The sequence below is a fragment of the Cellvibrio polysaccharolyticus genome, from assembly GCF_015182315.1.
Classification (GTDB): domain Bacteria; phylum Pseudomonadota; class Gammaproteobacteria; order Pseudomonadales; family Cellvibrionaceae; genus Cellvibrio; species Cellvibrio polysaccharolyticus.
This window is the reverse complement of the sequence record NZ_PRDL01000001.1, coordinates 600,988-622,220: the sequence shown is the minus strand read 5'-3', so window position 1 is coordinate 622,220 and position 21,233 is coordinate 600,988. Positions and strand designations below refer to the sequence as shown.

Below are 21,233 nucleotides of genomic sequence, written 5' to 3'. Positions count from 1 at the left end.
AAAAGGAGGAAGTCGGGATAGCCGCTTATGCAGGATGTAAAACTCAATATACGAAGCCCGCTTCATCAGCTCTGCCATCAGGAACGTCTACCTTTCAGGCTTCGCCTTGCAATAACGTTCAAGGAAGTCTTGATGACTTGGCAATTGCTCAACCAAACGCTGAGCAGAAAGCTTCACACTGCTTAAAAATTCCGCAAGTTCATCATCGCTCATGATGTCAACAATCTGATGATAGTGCTGTGGCACAACCCCCTGGCCCAGCAAAACCTGAACCCAGGAATTTTCTCCGAAAAATTCACCGGGAACTCTGAAAATTTTTCCGGATTGCCGGAACAGTTCCAGCTTCTTCGCCAGAGAATCCGGCACCGTCATGTTGCGACAATAGCGCCAGAAAGGGGTATCCGTTCTCTGTGTGGCATGGTAGTGCAGAATGATAAAATCCCTGACATTGTCAGTTTCAATTTTGGTCTGCGCGTTGAAGGTATCAATATCTGATTGCCGGACACCACCGGAAGGAAATAATCGCACCAGACGCAGAATCCCCTGCTGAATCAGATGAATACTGGTTGACTCAAGAGGCTCAATAAAACCGCTGGCGAGCCCGAGGGCAACACAATTTTTATTCCAGTGCTTCAAGCGCTGTCCAGGACGAAATTTTATAACCCTCGGCTCAAAGAACGGCTCGCCATCGACATTTCGTAGTAAGGTTTTTTTTGCATCTTCATCGCTGAGATAACGGCTGCAGTACACCAGTCCGGTACCTTCCCGATGCTGCAAGGGAATGCGCCATTGCCAACCAAAATCCCGTGCGATAGCACGCGTATAGGGAACCGGTGATTTAACCAACGTAGTTTGAACTGCAACCGCGCTATCGCAAGGCAGCCAATGAGACCAGTCTTCGTAACCTGTGTGCAGTGTCTGCTCAATCAATAACCCCCGAAAACCGGAGCAATCAATAAACAACTCGCCTGCTATAATCTGGCCGGATGCCAGGGTAACTGACTCAATGAAACCGTTATCGGTACCGGTTACTACGCCGGTTATTTTTCCCTCAATGCGTGTGACATTATTATTTTCTGCCAGCTTTCTTAAAAATTTTGCGTACAGCGCTGCATCAAAATGGTAGGCGTAATTTACCTGATAGTTATAGCCATCTCTTGATTTGGGCAGAATGGCAAACTTGCCTGCCCTGGCTGCCAGATGCTCGACATTGTAATCACCGTAATTATCGCTTACGCCTGTGCGCAAGCCCTTGAGCCAACAATGCCAAAACCCGGCCGCCCAATGATCCTTGCCGGTATTGCCAAAGGCATGAATGTATTTATCGCCTTGTTCTTTCCAGTTTTCAAAAGAGATACCGAGCTTGATGGTTGCCTGAGTGACCGCCATAAAATCCGGCTCGTTAATGCCCAGCAATCTATGGAAGTCGATCAGGGGTGGTACGGTGGCTTCACCCACGCCGACAGTACCAATATCATCAGACTCGATAAGCGATATATCCAGCGTTTTTCCCAGAAATTTTGACAGCGCAGCCGCCGCCATCCAACCCGCGGTTCCGCCGCCGACAATAACAACCCTGGTTATACCCTTCGCGGTCATACATTAACCCCTTCAACTTGCTCACCGGCCGGCTTGCAATCTCTCATTTTTTTTATTAACCAGCGTGCGGATATTCGCGTGCGACGCTATTACCATATAAATGGCTTGCAAATAGCCGTGACTGTTCAGATTTGCCAATGCATCACCGCTCAACGCCGCCAGCTTGTCTTCATTGATCGTGTAGAACCCTTGCATTTGACTACCGGAACCATCATGTAATTTGACATCCAGCAGAAAAGATTCAAGCAAGTCGAATTGCTGAAGTTTGGCAATAAAATTTTCGTTGTCTTCGTAGCCGTTATGAATGGCTTCCAAAACCGACACCATGTGCTCCAGATAGGGGGTATTGCCACCGTACTCCAGAAAAAGCACCTGCCCGGCTGTTTCATTGACTCGCGGGTTATCCATGTCAAGATGAATAACTCTTTGCTTTTTGGTCACACCATCTTCCTGGTACTGCTGCAAGCCAATAAGAAAAGGCTGGCGCGTGATCGTCAATGGAATATAACCGGCATCCCACCCTTTCTCCGTCAAAAAAAGGTTTTCTTTATCTTTGAAACCAAATAAGGCAATTGCGTGAAATTTTCCAGTCTGGTTGTTTTTATGAAAAAATATTGGATAGTCGGCTTGAACGCTTCTGAATTCCAAAGGAAAGGTGATGGCAAACATAACATCATCCCCATACCTTTCTGACCGGTCGGTAATTACTCTGATATTTTTATGGGCGATATTATTTAACAATACATGATTAGCCATATCATCTCCGCACGACCTATTTTTATTTTCAATTGACGCTATAAAACAGAAAATTACACAGAAAGCTTACGTCGATGTAAAAAAGCCGCTGCGTTGCAGCGGCCCTGATCATCCTTTTTCATTTATCGGCTTAGAAGGTGTAACGAACGCCGATATTGTAACGTGGCCCCAGCTGAGTCATATTCATGAGCTGCAATTTGGTGCGAGCGTGGGAACGGGTGTATTCGTCAGTCACGTTCAGACCTTCAGCAAAAACACTCAGACTGTCGTTAATATCATAACTTACGTTGATATCAACCTGACCGTAGGCTTCAACATAAACCGGGTTGGGGTTCCCGGTACCATGCCCGGTTGAGCTCAGGAAGGTGTCGCGCCAGTTATAAGCAACGCGCACCTGCAAACCATCCTTATCGTAGAAACCGACCAGGTTAGCAGTGTCACTCAAACCCAGCAGAGCAAATTGCTCATCCAGACTTTGGTTGTCATAGCCGATATCACCATCTACCAGCGTGTAGTTGGCGATGACACCGAAACCACTTTCACCAAACACATGCTGAACCGCAGCTTCCCAGCCATTGATAGATGCTTCTTTTTCGTTTGAACGTACCGTTACATCAAACTCCATCAAATCATCTTCCGGCAGAGCAATGATATCGTTGCCACTCACACCGGGGCCGCCCTGCGCAATGATCCATTCCCGAATGGCTCCGGCTTCGGTAGTTCCCAGCGCTGCAACAGCGGCATTGTAGCGAGGGCCGGATGCCGGGTTACGCAAGCCGTAAAAGTTTTCCTGGATTACGCGAGTACCGATAAAATTCTTAACATTCTTTTTAAAGTAGCCCAGAGAAACATAGCTGGCGTCGTTGTAATACCACTCGGCAGAGAGATCGTAGTTGGTCGATTCAAACGGTAACAGACCCGCATCGCCTCGACTCGCCTGGCCACCATTAACCCGCGCTTGCCCGTTCAGACTTGCACCGGACTGAATGTCGCCGTATCCGGGACGAGCAATGGTTTTACTGATGGAACCACGCAGAATTACGTCATCCACCACTTCAATATCAACATCCAAACTCGGCAATAAGTGAGAATATTTACCGCTGCCGGTAACATATTCCTGAACGCCGGAGGATTGCAGGTACATTTCGTTGTCAGCCACCCAGTTAACCGCATCATAAGTCGGCGTTGCTGATCGTGAAGTGACTTCCGTGGATTCGTAACGCAGACCAGTGATGATATTCACCGGACGGCTGGCCAGCTCTACACTCTGGTTAAATTGCAGGAATGCACTTTCACTTTCTTCTTTAGTGAAACGGTCAGTACCATTGATGTAATCAGACGATGGGCAGAACCAATTGCCACAATCACCCGGGCGGGTAGAACCCGCCTGGCTGCCGTAGAGCTCCTGAGCGCGCTTTCTTACATCTTCGAAATTGAACAGGAATGTCTGGTTAACCGCTCGCGGATCACTGCTACCCGGTAAATCGAACTCTCCGGCCAGGCGCGATTGTCTCCAGAAGCTGGTGTCGAAATCACCCGCTTCACCAACACCGCCCCATGTATCACGCTGAACGTTGGTGTATCGGCCAGTATTTTCCACGGTGGTAGAAGCCACACCAAAGTCAACGCTGGAACCGTTATCAAACTCCAGTGAGCCTTTCAGTTGGTACTGATCGATTTCGGACAGGGTGTAGCTATTACGGAAAGAACTTCCGCTAATGCGAATATCTTCAGGATTAACGGCGGTTGCACCGTCTTCCAGTTCAATTTGAAGAACAGGGAATTTATTGGTGAACCAGGCGGTAGATTTGCCACGTACCGCCGCTGTGGTGCCGATGACGTTGTGACTGCCATTTTTACCATCAGGACGCGATTCCGCTTCAGACTGGTGCGCATCAAATTCCAACGTCAGGCGATCATTAACTGCCCACTCAACATTGAAGCCCAGCGATTTGTTTTCATTGATGCGTGAATAGTCTCCAGCACCCATGGCGTAGTCACTATGATCAGCCTCCTCCGCATACATAATCGGCGATGCAACCGGACCGTCAGTCCATTCACCCGTCATGGTGCCGCCATTGTTCCAGGCAAACCAGGCAGACAGATCATGAAATTGCTGGGAGAATTCCTGCTGTGAGTAAGTGTAATCCAGCGTGGTAGTGATATTGTCGACAGGACGATACTGTAATGCCAACTGGCCGTTGGTACGGGTACGTTGAACTTCGTTGAAGTCGTATTTCAGCTGTTGCGGGATAGAATAGATATCACCTTCACCGGGACGGTTAACTTGTCCTTCGTGCGGAATACCACCCCAGGCACCGGTGCCACCACCCCAGTCGCGGTCAGCTGTACCCGGATTGGACCACCAGCCAGCGCCTGTGCTTGCTGATTTACTGCCACTCTCGCGCTCCTGATAAGAAGCCGACAAAGACACCCCGAAAGTGTCATCTGCAAACGTATTGGAATAGATACCGGATATCTCGGGAGTAATGGAATCTCCCTTATCGGTAGACTGATCCATCACCCCTTTCAGACCAATACTGGCCTTCATGCCCGGATTATCCAGAGGACGATTGGTGAGAATGTTGATCGCCGCACCGATACCGCCACTGGTAATACTGGCGCGGCCGGTTTTATACACTTCTACACCACTAATGCCTTCAGAGGCGAGGTTGGAGAAGTCAAAGGAACGTGAAGCAGACGCGGTGGTGTCCTCCATAGAAGACGCGGGCATTTGACGGCCGTTCAGGGTGACCAGGTTGTAGTCAGGACCGAAACCACGAACAGTTACACGAGCCCCTTCACCGTTAGCCCGGTCAATAGATACACCCGTGATACGTTGCAAGGATTCCGCCAGGTTGGTATCAGGAAACTTGCCAATATCTTCCGCAGAAATTGCATCAACCACACCTTGTGACTCACGCTTGATATCCATGGAGCGCTGCAAACTGCCCTGAATGCCCGTCACTACGATTTCTTCAATAGGATCGCCACTCTGGGCATTGGCAAAACCACTTGCGCCAAGAATCACCGACGTAACCGCCGTTACGAGAAGTTTTTTGTTAAAGCCTGATGTTTTTGTGTTCATGAGAAGACTCCGGTTCTATGTCCGTCTGGCATTATTATTCCCGGTAAACCTGTCAGCGCCGAAAGATCCGAGTGGTGGCAACGTCTGCCGGGGGAGTGAAACATTTCTTATGTAACCGTCATGATGTAGTTACATGACAGCGATCAGGAGGCGATGCGGGCGTTATCTCATCAGCCATCCTGACCAGCTTCGCCATTGTTGGAGAAGCGATATAAGGCGTCGTCCCACTTTGCCGATTAGGGCCAACATGGACTATCTCACTTTCATTTCAACAAAGTGGGAAGATAAAAATTCTTTTAATTCAATAGCTTGAAAAAACCAGCCATTATCGGATGTTGCGTGTTTCCACGGCGATGAGTGGAGAAAAAAACGCCACTGGTTGCTATTTGAATGATGGTTATTGAGGCTAAAAAGATGAATTCCGGCGGAGCCCGGATCGCGGAAAAGCCGGGATTGGAGAAAGGAGCCGCTAAAGAGAAAAGCTGCTGGCCTTATGTAACAGTGTACGCAGGGGACATTTGCGAACGTGCGAAAGACAGAAAGCCCGCTCCGTTTTCCGGAGCAGGCCGGGGATGTGTATCAGGGTAAGTCGGGCTGAAAACTCTTCAGCTCTTTGGGCAATAACGGATTATCGAGTACCAACTTGCGACGCTCGGCAAGATTCAAGCGCCTTACCGTTTCACCAAAGTGCTGCTCGAAAATGCCATCGAGCACACCATTGCGCGAGATAATTGCCATCCCCTGACGGATACGTTGCGCCAGTATCGGATCGCTGGGCGTGACGTAAAACACCAGCGGAAAGGGGTAATACAGCAGCAGCGTCTGCTCCAGCGCCAAATCGGGGCGGCTGGCGACGTGCTCACTGAATACCTGTTCTATCTCGTTACCGCCAAAGGTGGTGTAATCAAACTGACGATCGCCGAGTTTTTGAAAGAGGTTATCGAAGCGTAGATCCGCCTCTACTGGGATGCCATTAGCGCGGAACAAATCGACTTCTGCCCAACCGTCCGGCACACCATTAGTAAGTGCTCGCAAACCTTCAATACCTTGAATAGCGGCATACTTTTCCTGATCTTCGGCGCGGATTATCAACAACCGATAACCCAATAAGCCTTTCATCATCGGGAAGGGAATCAGTAATTTGTCTTCGTTTGCCAGCTTGGGGTTACCCGCCACCGTGCCAAAAATGTCAGCGCCCCCTTTACGGAAAATCGCCGTCTCGTCGCTGGCAACCGGCAAATCGCGGCGATCTTCTACCACCGGCACATTGCCGTAACCTTTGCGCGTTGCCAGCAACACAGCATCCAGCACATCGCGCTCATAGGCCTGGCGGCCGGGGGTTTTATTACCATTCCAGAAATTGATTACCGTGGCTTCGGACTTGACACTGGTGACATACCAGAGCACCGCCAGCGGGGAGAAGATAAGCAGCAGACAAATCACATGAACCGGACGAATGGACATAAAACGCTCGTCAAAAGAGTAGTGGCCAGAGAAGGCAATTCGGCAGCAGCGCTGCAATGCCGTCAAACATGCCGTTTTTTCCAGGCGCTGTCGTCCCATATTTATTGTTACAGGATACCGACGCGTGCCACTTTTCCTGGAAAAAGCGGGAAACCCTGAACCACGACGGGTTAATGGGTCGTTAACCCGTCCCGCCTGCCGTCAGACAATGATCTCCCGCAGCAACCAGGCCAAACACCCGGCAACGACGGCCACCGAAAACCCGGAGCCTATTAACAGCAAATTCTGCAATGACATGGCCCACAATGCCTCACGCAACTGCGCCCAGGGGGCGAGAAGCAGGATGGCTACTGCCGGAATTACTGCTCCTGCGGTGAGCACCGCCTTGCTTAACCACCAGCGCCGTGCCGGCGCTTTCGGAATGTGTCCCATCAGGGCATCGGTAAAACCATCGTCTGACAAGTACTCCGACGATTCGGCAAAGTGTGCTTTTAATAGCTGATCCAATTCATCTGCCATCATGACCTCTCTTGCTGGGATGGATGCCAGTCCTGTAGCAACTTCTGTAACTTTTGTTTACCACGGGCAATATGCGCTTTCAGCGTTCCCAGTGGCAAGTTCATGATTTCTGCCGCTTCTTCATGTGAGAAGCCGTCATCAAAACATAGCCTGATGGCCAATTGTTGTGCGGTGCTCAGTTGCGTCAGCGCCTGACTAACATCGCGATGGCTGGCAAAGCTGCGGATTTCGCAATTCTCTATCGGCGGCTCGTCATACACCTCATCCAGGCTGCACCACTCCGGCTTTTTACTGCGCCAGCGATTGGCCGCCGTATTAAAGGCAATACGGTACAGCCAGGTCGAAAATTTCGAGTCGGCACGAAAACCTTTCAAGGCAACCCACGCCTTGATAAACGTTTCCTGGGCAAGATCGTCCGCCAGCGCCGCATCACCATCGCACAGCCGCCGCGACCATAATCGCAGCGCAGACTGATAACGTAAAACCAGTTGTGAGAAAGCGTGTTGATCCCTGACTTCTATTACCCGTTTGATCAGCTCCTGATCGGGAACCATAGTGGCTACTGGTCTCTGGAGGTAAAGGAGTTCGCACCGGAGGGGCGACTATCAACAAACTTCCATATCGCCACTTGCGACAAGCCGATGCCAATAAACAGAAAACCGATAGCCCCGGCACGCGGCCCGAAAACCATCCAGAGAAATGCCAGTAACCCCAATCCCAGGCCGATATTGCGCAGACCGCGCGCGCCCTGGTGTACAGTGCCTTGCAATGACTGCCGCAAAATGTCTTCCGGCACCGGCTGGCCGCTTTCAACAACCCGGGCAATACTGGCATGTTGCAGCTCCGCCTGGCGGTTGCGACTGCGGAAATGCATCAACGCAAGCAGAATAACCAGCAGTAGCGGACCCCCGAAAATCAGCAATACCGCAAGAATGGGGATCATCAGCGCCATACCGTCCAGAAAGGCGCGGCCATCATTGTTGTTGCCAAACCCATCCAGAAATTTGTCCAGCTCCCGAAAGCTCTCCGGCACCGGAGGCTGTGCCACCTCACTACTGCTCTGCCCCACCTCGATAGTCACGGACTCCGATGCACCGGCAACCATCGCCATGCACAACAGCAAAATAACGCCGCACAGATTTCTGAACGCCAGGGAAGACATAACCGTAATACCTTTTCCGTGAGGATGATAAACAAGAGACGCACAAGGAGAAAAAATGGATGCAGCCGGGATAAATTTTTATTAACAACGCCGCTGTGCAACAAAAAGAGAAAAAAAGTGTACTGAACAGAAACGAAAAAGCCCGCTGGGTAGCGGGCTTTTTTGATGATGCGTAGCATCATATTTTGTATGGTGCCCGGACCCGGAATCGAACCAGGGACACGAGGATTTTCAATCCACTGCTCTACCGACTGAGCTATCCGGGCAATCTTTTGTGTGGGTGACCCGACACAAGAGGCGCACATTAAACCTTTTTGTCGGGATCTCGTCAAGAGTAAAAATTGAAAATTTTCCTAATTATCAATCACTCAGCCCAATTTGTTTATTTATTATCCGGTGGGACGTATCCATCGGCCTGATCGACTTCCTGACCGGATAAAAAACGTACCATTTGTTCAGCCAGATAAGTACGCGTGGACGCCTCCATCAAATTCAGTCGCTTTTCGTTGATCAGCATGGTCTGGTGCGCCATCCATTCCAGCCAGGCTTTTTTCGACACATTGTCGTAAATGTCCTGGCCTTTGGTACCCGGATAAGGCGGCAGATCCAGCCCTTCCAACTCCTGCTGATATTTTCTGCAATGAACCATTCGGGACATGGTGGCCTCTCCGTTAATGAAAAGCCGCTAGAGTAACAAAATGCCCTGCCAGTAGCACCGCACTTTGTCCACAAGGCCGCACGCAACCCCGGGTTTTGTACACCTTCAAGCACGACTGTGACGCGGGAAATGCGATTAATTTTTACTCAGCCCCGCATGGTTTTGCATGCCAAACCGGCTATACTGTGCCCCCCTTACAGAAAGGCCCCATGATCTTGTTTGATTTCAGCTCACTACTGCTTGGCATCAGTTTTTCCGGATGTGCCATGTGTGTTGTGCTGTTCACCGCCTGGTTAAATGCCCGCAGTGAAAGCTTTCTGCTCACCTGGTGTTTGGGTGCGGCGCAACTGGTCATCGGTATAACTCTTTTCAGCTTTTACGCGGCCGGCATGAATTATGTCTGGCTGTGCTTTTGTGCTTTTGTCTTTTTGATCACCGGTATGACATTTATCTGGGGAGCGGCCTGGCAGTACCGGCAACAGCGCTCGCCCGTAAAACGCATTATCAAACGCGCAGCTCTGCTGCTGGCCATCTTTACCACCCCCTATTTATTTGGCCTGAGCGGTATCGGCGCCTTCCTGTTGAATATGATTCTGGCACTGCTGCTGTTTGCCAGTGCTTACGAGTTCTGGCATCGCCGCCATGAAGTATTTGGCCCGATCATGGGCATTATTGTGTTGTATTGCATGGTGGCGATCACATTTATTTGCTGCGCAGTGATGATCGCTATCGAAAGCCCACTGGTGATGACCGAAGCACCTGACAATTGGGCAGAGCGATTAAACGCGGTGGCATCCATTATGGGCATGACCGGCATCGGTGCCACTTCGCTCGCCCTTCACCAATCGCGTCTGGCACGCAAACATCGTCATGAAGCACTGACCGACCCGCTGACAGGCCTGGTTAACCGCCGGGCGCTTTTTGCTATTTATGGCAACCATGATATGCCGCTGAACAGCGCCCTGATTATTTTTGATCTGGACGGTTTCAAGCAGGTCAATGACCGTTATGGTCACGATAGGGGCGATAAAGTGCTTATGCAATTTGCTCAGGTACTGCGCGAAAATTACCGCACTACCGATACTGCCGCCCGATTGGGCGGCGAAGAATTTGTACTGGTTATGCCAAACAGCACATCGCTGGTGGCCACGCGGGTTGCCGAGCGGATTCGCAAACAGTTTGGCGAGATGGAAATACCCTTGCAGCACAACGACTCGTTTTATTGCACGGTCAGCGCCGGTTTTGCGCTGGCAGACAAAGAAGAGATGACGCTTGAGCATTTGATTCGCGAAGCGGATGCCGCGCTCTATCAGGCCAAGCGCAGCGGCAGAAACCGCGTACTGCCAGCCCTCAGCGCCTGACAGCTTTTTTACGACCGCCAGCCGGTGCTTGCCGGGGGTCGGCCTCTGCGATTTTATCCAGCAGCTTTTTCACCGGTGCCGCCAACCCCAGTGCTTGCGGCGCCAGCGGGTTAAACCAGCACAGCGCTTTTTTTTCAGAAATAGCCACAGGCGATTTTTTCAGCTGCACCAGCACCGGGGTAATATCGAGATGGTAATGGCTGAAAGTATGACGCCAGGTGTCCCATAGCTCGGTCGTGGTTACCGCACCAAACTTGTCTTGCACCCAATCACTGGCATCCAGATCGGAAGCGACTTCCGGAAAACTCCACAAACCGCCCCATATGCCGCTGTCCGGGCGCTGCTCCAGCAAAATGTCGCCCGCCGGGTTGCGCACCATCACCAGCTGTACACTTTTTTCCGGCAAAGGTTTGCGGTTTTTCTTGCCCGGATAGTCCAGCACATTGCCTTGCCCGTAAGCTACGCAATCAAACTGCACCGGGCAGCGCTCGCAAGCCGGGCGCGAGCGGGTGCACAGGGTTGCGCCCATATCCATCATCGCCTGGGTGTAATGGTTGGCGCGCCGGGGCGGTGTAAAACGTTCGGCCACCTCCCACAGTGAGCGCAAGGTAGCGGTTTCTCCGGGCCAACCGGCAATAGCCTGATGGCGAGCCAGCACCCGCTTTACATTGCCGTCGAGAATCGCAGCGCGTTTCTTAAACGCAATACTGACAATCGCACCGGCCGTAGAACGACCAATACCTGGCAATTCGCTGAGCGCTTCCACCGTGTCAGGAAATTCTCCACCGTATTCACTCACTACCGTTTGCGCACAGCGATGCAAATTGCGAGCGCGGGCGTAATAGCCAAGCCCGGTCCACAAATGCAGCACGTCATCCACCGGTGCCAGCGCCAGGCTGCGCACGTCCGGAAAGCGGGCGATAAAGCGCTCGAAATAAGGGATAACCGTGGTGACCTGGGTTTGCTGCAGCATGATCTCTGACAGCCAGACGCGGTAAGGCGAAATATCCTGCTGCCAGGGCAGGTGTTTACGACCGTGCTTGTCGTACCAGGCAAGCACGGCTTTGGAGAAGGTTTGACTCATAGAGCGCGATTATTCCTCGGTAGCGGCAGAGGATCGGCTGCCGCCTTTTAATAAGCCTTTCAACAAACTCTTGGCAGCGTCGCTATCACCGTCACCGCCCAGTTTTTTATCCAGTTTTTGCAGCAGCTCTTCTTTTTTCTGATCCACTTTTTGTTCAGCGGCATCAATTTTGTCACCGTGTTTTTCACGCAATTTGAACTCGGCAAAATCCTTGGTCAAATTGGCCAGGCCTTTCGAGTCGGGGCGACAATCGGTGAGCGGGTTGAGCGTTTCCAAAGAACCGTGACAGCGCAACAGCGACAGGCTGCGGTTAATCCAGTAATTGCCCGGTACACGACAACCGTTTTCGCTAGTTTCTTCGTTTAATAATTTCATAGGCAACAGCAAATCGTAACCGCCCGCCGCCAGATCAATTTTACCGTTGGTGCCCAATTCCAATTGATGCACACCGGCCTTGATGGATTCAACATTCACTACGCTGTTCGCCATGGTGATTTTGCCAGACAGTTCGCGCATCTCGGTAAACGGATCCCAGGATGCCAGACCGGCGGTATCACTTTTATTGACCAGATCAACCAGTTCGCAGAATTTTTGCTCAATGTTCAGCGGCGAAAAGCGCACATGTGCGCCCGTAAAATCGGCATTGGCTTGCAAGCCGTCCACCAGCTGGTTCATGGTTATGCCGCGCGTGTTAGCTTGCAGATTGGCGTTAATACCACCGGCAATGCCGAAGTTGTCACCCAGTTCCAGCGCCTTCATGGCCGGTTCAATTTGCACGTTGGTTAGCGCTGAATCAAAACGAATCACCGCGGTATTGCCACGTGCATCCAGGCTGCCTTTGGCGGCCAGCGTACCGTCATAAACACGGGCATCGGTTTGGGTGAGATTGACCTGGCCATTGGCGGCGTTGAGGCGCACACGAATCGCTTCCAGCGGAATATCGGCAAAGGTAATTTTGTCGAAATCGAGGCTGGCATCCAGGTTCAGCGTTTTCAACACATCCAGCGGGATCAACTCTTCATCGCCATCGTCAACCGCTACCGCAGCACCGCCCGCCGTGGTAGAGCCACCCGTGCCAGCCGCCGGCGCTGCTGTCGTTTGCGCTTCCGGAGCCAGATAATCGTCAGCTATCAGTTGATCACCTTTAATAGCCAGTTTCATGGCCATACGGGAGAAATCGCTAATGGCAAAGCTGCCCGTGAGGTTGGTTTTGTCCAGGGTAATGGTGAGCGGCTCGGCTTGCAGCGAGTTTTTGTTGCCCACAACCCGCGTATCCAGTGCGACTTTGGTGAGTGCGTAGCTTTCGCGGGTTTGCAGTGGTGTGCCCAGCGCACCCAGCAGCGCTTTGGCATCAAAGGCAGGCACCTTAACCGAACCGTCAAAGCGCAAATCACCTTGTAAGTCATTGAGGTTCACCTCATAGGTAGCTGCCAGCTTGCCGCTGTCGTTGATCACCAGATTCAATTCACCGCCAGTAATTTTGGCGCCATTCAAATCGCTTTGCAGTTGCACTCGATTGCCGGATTGCAGCGCAATATTCATCGGCGCACTACCCTCGCTTTCGAGGCGGGTTTTCAGGGCTACGGAGACATCAAACGGTTGGGCTTGCAGATTAAACTGGTTAACGTCGAGGCGGATATCTTCCAGCGCAATACGCTGCCCGCTTTGCTCATCGTTATAGTTCAGAGCACTGTTGCTGAGGCTGATACGCTCAACCGACAGTTGTAATTCCTGCCCTTCCGCAGCGGCGGGCTCACCGGGGGCAGCGCCGTCAGCACCGGCGCCGGTTTGTTGTTGGGCTACATCGGCGGGCACTTTTTCAGCGGTCAGCTTCTCCCAGTTGCCATTACCCTGGCGATCCACCTTCAAATCAATACGGGCGCCGTCCACCAGTACGTGATGCACTACCACGTTACCTTTGAACAAAGGCATCAGCTCCACCAGCAAACTGGCTTTATCCAGCTCGGCCAATACCTCTTCCGGCGTGGCAACAGGCGCCACACGGATATCACTGACGGCAACCCCGACGCTGGGCCAGAAAGTCCAGCCAATATCACCACCGATGCGTAAATCGACACCCTGCGCACGGGCTGCCGCCTCAATACGCGGTTTCAGCATGTTCAGGTCAAAGAACAGCACCAGCACGAGTATGGCAATCAGTAATAAAGCCACCAATGCGGCAAGAATTTTTAGTATGAGTTTCACCGGGACGACTCCGTTTGATCAGAAAAACCTGGAAGGGGCAACCTATGAAAATATAGACGATGCGGCACAATCGCGCAGTTTACATCAAATCCACCAGCGTCGACTGTGACAATCACACCATGCCATGGTAACGCCGGCATGATATTGAAACTGTAAAGCCCTGTTACCTTCCCGACACGTTGGCCTTCGCAGGGCTTTGTTGGTTGTTCTTTATTCTTTCGCCGTAGCATCTGCTTGTGTCTGCTTTAACTCACGGCTCTGATAGAAAATTTCACCCCCCAATAATCAAGCTGCCTTAATAAGCGGCTTTCAAGCCCTGCACGTTGTATGGGTGCCTGACAGAGGAAAGTAACAGGCGCATATCAAGGCTTGCTGCTGATAATGTGTTTCCAATGTGGGCAGATTTTTTACAGCAATATCCTGTACTGTATTCCAGCAAGCGAAAATCGTTTGCAGTACTTGCACCCTGGCAATCAGCGATGCGCTGTCATGACTTTCTTCCGGGTAATATGCGGCAACCGGGCCAAATAAATCGTTATATTTTTCTATAGTTTTGAAACCATGTTTTCAAAACCTTGCGCTGTTTAGTCCGACTCGCTCGCTGTACTGAAAAACCACCGAGCCGGTTTTTTGCTGCGCCTTTGGCAAGTGCATCAACGCGGTTGATCGACGAAAAATCGTCCCACCACAAACCGGGGCAGATGGATCTTGCAACATTGAAAAATGAAGGCTCGGGAAGTGTCATCACAACTTGCTATAAGCTTATACAAATACGCCATTTTCGCTTCAGGCAAACAATCCCTACAATCGTTTGCCATGGTACACCAATAACATTTAACGTCGATGGAGTTATGCATGTCTGATACATGGAAATTTGAAACCCGATCCGTTCACTCCGGTTATACACCCGACCCGGTTACCAAATCGGTAGCAGTGCCAATTTACCAAACGGTGGCCTACGCTTTTGACAGCGCGCAACACGGTGCTGATTTATTTGATTTGAAAGTAGCGGGCAATATTTACACCCGCATTATGAATCCCACTAACGATGTGCTGGAAAAACGTCTTGCCGCATTGGAAGGCGGTATTGCAGCACTGGCGCTGGCATCCGGCCAGGCTGCGGTGACTTATTCGATACTGACCATTGCCGAAGCGGGCGATAACATTATTTCTTCCACGGCACTTTACGGCGGCACCTACAATTTATTTGCCCACACACTGCCACAGTACGGTATTAACACGCGCTTTGCGGATCACTTGAATCCGGAGAGTTTTGAACCGCTCATCGACGAAAAAACCAAAGCCATTTTTGTAGAGTCACTGGGCAACCCGCAAGGCAATGTGACCGATATTGCGCGCGTGGCAGAAATTGCCCACCGCCACGGTATTCCACTGATTGTGGACAACACCGTCGCCACGCCTTATTTGTTGCGTCCGTTCGAACACGGTGCAGATATCGTGGTGCATTCGCTGACCAAATACCTCGGCGGCCATGGCAATAGCGTAGGCGGCGCGATTATTGATTCCGGAAAATTCCCCTGGGCAGAACACAAAGAACGTTTCAAGCGTTTAAATGAACCGGATGTGAGCTATCACGGCGTGGTGTATACCGAAGCGCTGGGCCCTGCGGCTTATATTGGTCGCGCCCGGGTTGTGCCTTTACGCAACACCGGTGCTGCACTCTCGCCATTTAATGCCTTTTTAATTTTGCAAGGCATTGAAACGCTGGCGCTGCGCCTTGAGCGCATTAATGACAATACCCTGAAAATTGCCCAATTTTTACAGCAGCACCCGAAAGTTAAAAAGGTGAACTATGCGGGATTGCCCGATAACCCTTACCATGAGCTTGCGCAAAAATATCTGGGCGGCAAAGCTTCCGGGCTTTTGACATTCAACCTGAAAGCAGACGATGGCCGCGAAGCCGGTGCGCGTTTTCTTGATGCACTGCAGTTATTTACGCGGCTGGTGAATATTGGCGATGCGAAATCTCTGGCTACGCATCCGGCTTCTACCACTCACCGTCAACTTTCACCGGAAGAATTGGAGAAAGCGGGTGTAGGTGCAGATACGGTGCGCTTGTCAGTAGGCATTGAACACATTGACGACTTGCTGGCCGATCTTGAACAAGCTTTGGCAGCGGTTTAATGCCAAAAAAACGGGCGCTTTGTGCGCCCGTTTTTAATCAAAGCCTGGATAACAATAACTGCAAACCGAAACCAATCAGCAACATTCCTGCACCGCATTCCAATGTTTTTCTGACCGCAGGCCGAGCGCTCACGGCCGAAGAAAAACGCAGCACCAGCAAACTCACGATCAATCCGTACAACAGGGTTAACACGGCCACATTGGCAGCCATAAAGGTAAAGGTGATCAATCCCTGATGATATTCGCGGTCAATAAACAGTGGCAAAAATGCCATATAAAACATGATGGCTTTCGGGTTTAACAAGGTAATTAAGAATGCCTGCCAGCAGTACCCACCGGGCTTGAGTTGAAGCATCGGTAAAGCGGCACCGCTACTGCGGCACATTTGCACACCCAGCCATATCAGGTAAGCCGCGCCCAGTACCTGAACCACCAGCAATATACCCGGCGTGGTTGCCAGAATAGCCGCCAACCCCGCCACGGCGGTCCAGAACAACACCTGATCACCGAGAATAATTCCGAGCGTAGCGGCAAGCCCCCCGCGCAACTTCGCCCGGCCCGTGGCAACAAAAATAGCCAGATTGCCCGGCCCCGGCAGTGCAAGCAGTAACACAAATGCGATAACAAACGCAGGATAATCCACCACACCCAACACAGTACAGGCTCCTGAAAAACGACTTACTTATCCAGTTCGGTTAACTCATCCTCGAGCAGTTTCAGTTCGGTTTCCTTGCCGGCAATTTTGCGTTTGTATTTGGTAATTTTTTCCAGCTTGCCATCTTCTTCCGCTTCACGGATATCTGATTCATAATCGGCAATATCCGAGCGGGTTTCTTCAATATCCATGAGCAAGTTTTCACGGATTTTCTTATCGGTGCAGCTGGCCTTTGCGTTTTCCAGAGATCGGGTAAGACCTTTTGCTTTATTGTTATTACCTGCCGCTTTAGCGACCCCAAGCTCCTGTTCGATTTCACAAAACTTTCGCTCACAGCCTTTGAGGTGGCTGCAGGCCGGGGAAGCAGAGACTTGCAGAGTAAGCAGCAAAAATAACGATCCAACGGCGAGTCGGGTAATCATAGCAACGCTCCTGTTTCTACTTGAGGTAAGAATGACACTCTTTACTATAGCCAGGGTTAAGACAGTAAAACTGACTACGGAATGAACCGCTACCCGGCCAATGGATTGGTAATTCAGACGGGATAAAAAAGGTAGGGCAGCAACCGGCAATCTGTTCGGCGCTGCCCGGCAATTTACAGGGAGTAATCCAGAACAATGATGTCATCCAGCAAAGGCACAAAAACCTGCTTTAACGCTTCATGATCCGGATGCGGCAAATACGCCTGACGGCTGGCCTCGTCGGCAAAGGTCATCAACACGATATGCGTGTAGCCCTTGTCCAAACCTTCCGGGCTGTCATTAACGCCCCACTCCACCGCATCAACACCGGCAATCTTCGCCATCGATTCAAACAGCACTTTTACTTCGTCAATTTGCGCTGCCACGACAGAAGGTTTGAATTTTATAAAAAGAATATGGCGAATCATAAGTGCTCCGGAGTTACGGTGAGAAAGAGGAAGGATGGATTCTAATACGTTTTATGGTCATTGACCGCATGGAATAGCGGAATTTGGCGATTAGCTCAGCTCATGTGACGACAACTGACCAGACAAAAGCGGATAAGGCCTGCCTTGCCCGTCCAACGGTGACGGGCCAATAACCTCAAACCCCGCATGACGATAAAACCGACGGCAGGCTCATTCTGTTCGTTCACATCCACCAGGTAAACAGCCTGATGATGAATGGCATATGCAAGTAAAGCTTTGCCAAAGAGTGATAAGGGTTTCAACATCGGCGGTAAGCGAAGCGCGAATCATTATAGAAAAAACAGGCCATCAATACTTGTCGCCACAAAACCCATAATCGAATATCCTTCCCGGATAATTTTAATATCAAGTCATATCCTATAACACCCAACAAGGACGAACCATGAAATACCCCATCTTATTGATAGCAATAACCTTCTGCATCACCGGCTGCCATTCAACCTTGAAAGCCGTCAACACCCCCGCCCCCGATCAATACCTGGAGGTCGTGCAGGATGACCCGACGATAAACGTAGAAGAATCCCTCGCCGCATCCGGTACGGAATACTTCTGCAAAGAAACCTGGACGGTGGGCGGAAATGCATCCGAAAGACGAAGAGCCTGTTACATCAAATCTCCGGATCAAAACCAACTTAAAAAATTGGGAGTAAAAGCTACCGATATATCAGGAGGGGTTTTGGAAGATACGGGCAGAAATATCGTTGTTACGGGTAAAGTTTTAGCCACGGCATTGCGGGTTTATTTGGGTTTACCTTTTGGGGCTGCCCCGGAACAGTAAGCGGTTATGGACATCTAATAAAAAATTAGACCTTTGAGAGTGCAGGCTGGATTTTTATCCTGCTAAAGCATCGATTCTACAATTTTGGATTTAATGCATTGCACTCTCGGGTCTTTTAGAATTGCCCCCTTAAGAATAAGAATATGGGCATTTACATGGGCGCGATAAACTGCATAGTCGCGAATTACCCCATGCGGGATCAGTAACGCATCGATGATGTTGAAAGCTTCATCATAGATTACCGCAACCAGCGCATCAAAATCCTTTTCATCATATTTTCTTATGGCACTTAACTGGCGCGATGAGCTATTGGGCGTGGTTCGCCGCCCCTTTATCTGCACCCGCAACCCGTCGCGACCTATGCCGTCATACCCTGCCGTTGAACTGGCCTGCAGCTTAAGATTCAAAGCTCTTGCCACAAGCCACTCAGTATAATCTCCCAACGGATTATTATGCGTTCGAACAACGCCGCGTGATCGCAGCTCGCTAGTAATGGATGCTTGTAATTGCAAAAAACTGGTAACAGTTAAATCCTGAATTTGCATTTACTACCCTTAAAGCATTACTACGATGATGAAAGGATCTATTCCTGAATCACCGAAAATTCGGCTAAATCGACCTGGTGGCCTCTTCAGGAGATATTTGCCCGAACAGCACTCGCATCATAAACTCGATGCGCTCTTCAGCATTACTAAATTTATTATTGTTCAATGTGTTAGGTGCCTTATAAGTAGCTTCACCAATTCTTTGACCCTGGTTAAAGGCCTCGATTCTTGCTTCGCTCAGATAGAGCGCCAAATCCCACTTCCAATGACCGACGTATTCGATTGTTATCTTTTTCAAGTCATGTCGGGAACCATCTGGCTGAACTGTGTAACGATAGTTATTTTTTCTAAGCCAGCTTTCTATGGCCTTACCAAAACCTTCTCTGGTTTCTTTATCCCGGATAATTACCACATCAATTTTTTTGTTTTTTACTTCATCGGGGATAGCAACACCGCCGTATCTGGGGCCGGCACACGCAGTCATCAGGAAGCTAATTATCAGCACAAAAAATATTTTCACATTCATTTCCTTATTTCTCCACCAACAGGTGGAAATTGATCACTCATTAATGGAAGACTTTGAATCCCGAAAGGGCTAATGGGCGTGAGCGCCTTTCTCACCCTGAATTCAGGGAGTGAAGAATCATAGCGATGGCGCGTAATATTGCAAGAATTTTATAATTAGATTAAAAATCGCGGGTGGCGGTTTCGGATAATAAATGCAATTGGTAAGTGAGAGGTCAGCTGGTAGAGTCTGAGCTTCTCCCGACCAAGAGATGAAGCACAGATGAATTGCCGCCAGCAGACCGAAAACGAAAGATACCAAATTTACGCGCCAAAGAAAGCAGGTTTAACACAAGACCAGATTGCTGCAGGGCTGGAAAGAAGCCCCGCGACAATCAGCAGAGAGCTGAGGCGCAATGGTGGGCTGAGAGGGTACAGGCCTGCGCAAGCCCACCGGCTTAGTGATAACCGTCGAGCAACGGTCGCCAAGGCTATAAAAATTACCGACGAGGTGCGGGGCTGGATTGAGCAGCTCATTCGTCAGGAGCTGAGACCGCAGCAAGCGGTCGATTATTTGAAGGCGCACAAAAATCTGTCGCTGCACCATGAAACACTTATCAATTGATTTATGCGGACAAAGCAGCGGACGGCGACTTTTATAGGCACCTGCGCGTGATATCAAAGCCTATCGTAAGCGCTATGGCAATTATGACCGACGATGAAGAATTAAAAACCGCGTGGATATTGATGAAAGACCGGCGGTAGTTACACAGCGTGGCCGTATTGGTGATTGGAAAGGTGATACGATTATAGGCAAAGGTCGCCAGAGCGCTTTGTTAACCATGGTGGAACGAAAAACGCTTTATACGTGATTATCAGGTTAACGGGCAAGCATGCAGATTTATTGGTTCAGGCAGCGATAAGAGGAATGAAATCGCTCAAAGATCGAATTAAAACCATTACGCTCGACAATGGTCTTGAGTTTTCAGCGCATGAAAAAATGGCTCAAGCCCTGGATGCGGATATTTATTTTGCGCATCCTTATGCCTCCTGGGATCAAGGAATCAACGAAAATACAAACGGGTTTATTCGGCAGTATTTTCCCAAGGGTACTGATTTTAATCAGGTAAGTGATAAAGCGATCCAACATGTTATGGATCGTCTCAACAATCACCCAACGAAAACACGAGATTGCCGATCCCCAAATAAGTTATTCAAGGGGCTGCGAGGGGAATTGCACAGCGTAATTGAATTGCAGTTATTACTTGAATCCGCGAATATTAATTTAACGCCCGCAGCGAGTCTATCTTGCTGCCAGGTATAAATCACAAAAATCACACGAGGTTTCAATGAAAATTTATCCAAAAATCGGGGTTGATACGATTAAATTTGGCATGAGCCAAAAGCAGGTTCAGGCAGAACTGGGCGCTCCAATCGGCAAAGAAACGACCGCCGAGGAAGATATTTGGGAATATGCCAATGGCGTTGAGTTAGCATTTGAGGATGATCGGCTTTCTTCGATTACTTTGTCCGATGAACAGCAGTTGTTAAATGCCAAGCCCATTGTTGGTATTTCCGAACATGTACTACAAGAACAATTTCCTGCATTTTCACTCGATGAAGACTATGGCTCCGATGGTAAAAGTTATTACGATGAACAACTGGAAATAATGGCATGGGTGTTTGATGGCAAAGTGTTCAATGTGGTGGTGTTTCCCACTTACGAACAAGATGAGTAGGTGAATTGGTGTGGTTTTTAAC

General features: G+C 50.1%; 19 protein-coding genes, 1 tRNA gene and 1 pseudogene. 5 read left to right on the top strand and 16 right to left on the bottom strand.

Annotated features, from left to right (window positions below; translation table 11 throughout):
- Positions 1 to 87: 87 nt before the first annotated feature.
- The 9 genes from C4F51_RS02835 to C4F51_RS02795 all read right to left on the bottom strand — a co-directional run bounded on the left by C4F51_RS02835 (position 88) and on the right by C4F51_RS02795 (position 9,246).
- Positions 88 to 1,599, bottom strand: coding sequence for a tryptophan halogenase family protein (locus C4F51_RS02835; RefSeq protein ID WP_193906985.1), 1,512 nt, complete (start codon positions 1,597 to 1,599; stop codon positions 88 to 90).
- Positions 1,600 to 1,620: 21 nt separating this feature from the next.
- Complete coding sequence (locus C4F51_RS02830) at positions 1,621 to 2,355, bottom strand: SapC family protein (RefSeq protein WP_193906982.1); 735 nt, start codon at positions 2,353 to 2,355, stop codon at positions 1,621 to 1,623.
- A gap of 130 nt (positions 2,356 to 2,485) precedes the next feature.
- Positions 2,486 to 5,443 (bottom strand): TonB-dependent receptor, encoded by a 2,958-nt coding sequence (locus C4F51_RS02825; protein WP_193906981.1) that lies wholly within the window; start codon positions 5,441 to 5,443, stop codon positions 2,486 to 2,488.
- Positions 5,444 to 6,022: 579 nt separating this feature from the next.
- Positions 6,023 to 6,907 (bottom strand): type 2 periplasmic-binding domain-containing protein, encoded by an 885-nt coding sequence (locus C4F51_RS02820; RefSeq protein ID WP_193906979.1) that lies wholly within the window; start codon positions 6,905 to 6,907, stop codon positions 6,023 to 6,025.
- 201 nt (positions 6,908 to 7,108) lie between these two features.
- A complete protein-coding gene (locus tag C4F51_RS02815) occupies positions 7,109 to 7,429 on the bottom strand; it encodes a hypothetical protein (RefSeq protein WP_193906976.1) in 321 nt (106 codons plus the stop codon).
- Positions 7,426 to 7,980, bottom strand: a complete 555-nt coding sequence (locus C4F51_RS02810; RefSeq protein ID WP_193906974.1) for an RNA polymerase sigma factor — start codon at positions 7,978 to 7,980, stop codon at positions 7,426 to 7,428. Before C4F51_RS02810 ends, C4F51_RS02815 begins: the two co-directional genes overlap by 4 nt.
- A 5-nt stretch (positions 7,981 to 7,985) precedes the next feature.
- Positions 7,986 to 8,588 carry a DUF6249 domain-containing protein gene (locus C4F51_RS02805; RefSeq protein ID WP_193906973.1) on the bottom strand — a complete coding sequence of 201 codons (603 nt, stop codon included), beginning with the start codon at positions 8,586 to 8,588 and terminating at the stop codon, positions 7,986 to 7,988.
- A 190-nt stretch (positions 8,589 to 8,778) separates the two neighbouring features.
- A tRNA-Phe gene (locus C4F51_RS02800) sits at positions 8,779 to 8,854 on the bottom strand.
- 116 nt (positions 8,855 to 8,970) lie between these two features.
- Entirely contained in the window at positions 8,971 to 9,246 is a 276-nt protein-coding gene (locus C4F51_RS02795; RefSeq protein ID WP_193906971.1) for an oxidative damage protection protein, read from the bottom strand.
- 209 nt (positions 9,247 to 9,455) lie between these two features.
- Here C4F51_RS02795 and C4F51_RS02790 point away from each other — a divergent pair, with 209 nt between their 5' ends.
- A complete protein-coding gene (locus C4F51_RS02790; RefSeq protein WP_193906969.1) occupies positions 9,456 to 10,607 on the top strand; it encodes a GGDEF domain-containing protein in 1,152 nt (383 codons plus the stop codon).
- On the opposite strand, the gene mutY is transcribed toward C4F51_RS02790, so the two are convergent.
- Together mutY and C4F51_RS02780 are read right to left on the bottom strand one after the other, a co-directional pair.
- On the bottom strand, positions 10,597 to 11,691 hold the full coding sequence (gene mutY, locus C4F51_RS02785) for an A/G-specific adenine glycosylase (RefSeq protein WP_193906967.1): 1,095 nt from the start codon (positions 11,689 to 11,691) through the stop codon (positions 10,597 to 10,599). The genes C4F51_RS02790 and mutY overlap by 11 nt on opposite strands.
- A 9-nt stretch (positions 11,692 to 11,700) precedes the next feature.
- The gene (locus C4F51_RS02780) at positions 11,701 to 13,896 is read right to left on the bottom strand and encodes an AsmA family protein (protein WP_193906965.1); all 2,196 of its coding nucleotides are present in this window, start codon (positions 13,894 to 13,896) and stop codon (positions 11,701 to 11,703) included.
- A gap of 855 nt (positions 13,897 to 14,751) precedes the next feature.
- Between C4F51_RS02780 and C4F51_RS02775 the strand changes: the two genes are divergently transcribed.
- The gene (locus C4F51_RS02775; protein WP_193906963.1) at positions 14,752 to 16,041 is read left to right on the top strand and encodes an O-acetylhomoserine aminocarboxypropyltransferase/cysteine synthase family protein; all 1,290 of its coding nucleotides are present in this window, start codon (positions 14,752 to 14,754) and stop codon (positions 16,039 to 16,041) included.
- Between the two features lie 37 nt (positions 16,042 to 16,078).
- Here C4F51_RS02775 and C4F51_RS02770 read toward each other — a convergent pair whose 3' ends face one another.
- The 3 genes from C4F51_RS02770 to C4F51_RS02760 all read right to left on the bottom strand — a co-directional run bounded on the left by C4F51_RS02770 (position 16,079) and on the right by C4F51_RS02760 (position 17,585).
- Entirely contained in the window at positions 16,079 to 16,696 is a 618-nt protein-coding gene (locus C4F51_RS02770) for a LysE family translocator (RefSeq protein WP_193906962.1), read from the bottom strand.
- A gap of 23 nt (positions 16,697 to 16,719) precedes the next feature.
- Positions 16,720 to 17,118: a DUF1090 domain-containing protein gene (locus C4F51_RS02765; protein ID WP_193906960.1), complete on the bottom strand. Its 399-nt coding sequence runs from the start codon at positions 17,116 to 17,118 to the stop codon at positions 16,720 to 16,722.
- A gap of 173 nt (positions 17,119 to 17,291) precedes the next feature.
- Positions 17,292 to 17,585, bottom strand: coding sequence for a Dabb family protein (locus C4F51_RS02760; protein WP_193906958.1), 294 nt, complete (start codon positions 17,583 to 17,585; stop codon positions 17,292 to 17,294).
- 442 nt (positions 17,586 to 18,027) lie between these two features.
- On the opposite strand from C4F51_RS02760, the gene C4F51_RS02755 reads away from it, so the two are divergent.
- Complete coding sequence (locus C4F51_RS02755) at positions 18,028 to 18,423, top strand: hypothetical protein (protein ID WP_193906956.1); 396 nt, start codon at positions 18,028 to 18,030, stop codon at positions 18,421 to 18,423.
- Between the two features lie 62 nt (positions 18,424 to 18,485).
- On the opposite strand, the gene C4F51_RS02750 is transcribed toward C4F51_RS02755, so the two are convergent.
- Both C4F51_RS02750 and C4F51_RS02745 read right to left on the bottom strand, forming a co-directional pair.
- Positions 18,486 to 18,968 carry a DUF6998 domain-containing protein gene (locus tag C4F51_RS02750; protein ID WP_193906954.1) on the bottom strand — a complete coding sequence of 161 codons (483 nt, stop codon included), beginning with the start codon at positions 18,966 to 18,968 and terminating at the stop codon, positions 18,486 to 18,488.
- A 64-nt stretch (positions 18,969 to 19,032) separates the two neighbouring features.
- On the bottom strand, positions 19,033 to 19,488 hold the full coding sequence (locus C4F51_RS02745) for an Sbal_3080 family lipoprotein (protein ID WP_193906952.1): 456 nt from the start codon (positions 19,486 to 19,488) through the stop codon (positions 19,033 to 19,035).
- A 267-nt stretch (positions 19,489 to 19,755) separates the two neighbouring features.
- Between C4F51_RS02745 and C4F51_RS02740 the strand changes: the two are divergent.
- Positions 19,756 to 20,700: pseudogene (locus C4F51_RS02740) on the top strand (IS30 family transposase); the annotation flags it as partial.
- Between the two features lie 121 nt (positions 20,701 to 20,821).
- A complete protein-coding gene (locus tag C4F51_RS02735; protein ID WP_193906950.1) occupies positions 20,822 to 21,211 on the top strand; it encodes an outer membrane protein assembly factor BamE in 390 nt (129 codons plus the stop codon).
- Positions 21,212 to 21,233 lie beyond the last annotated feature (22 nt).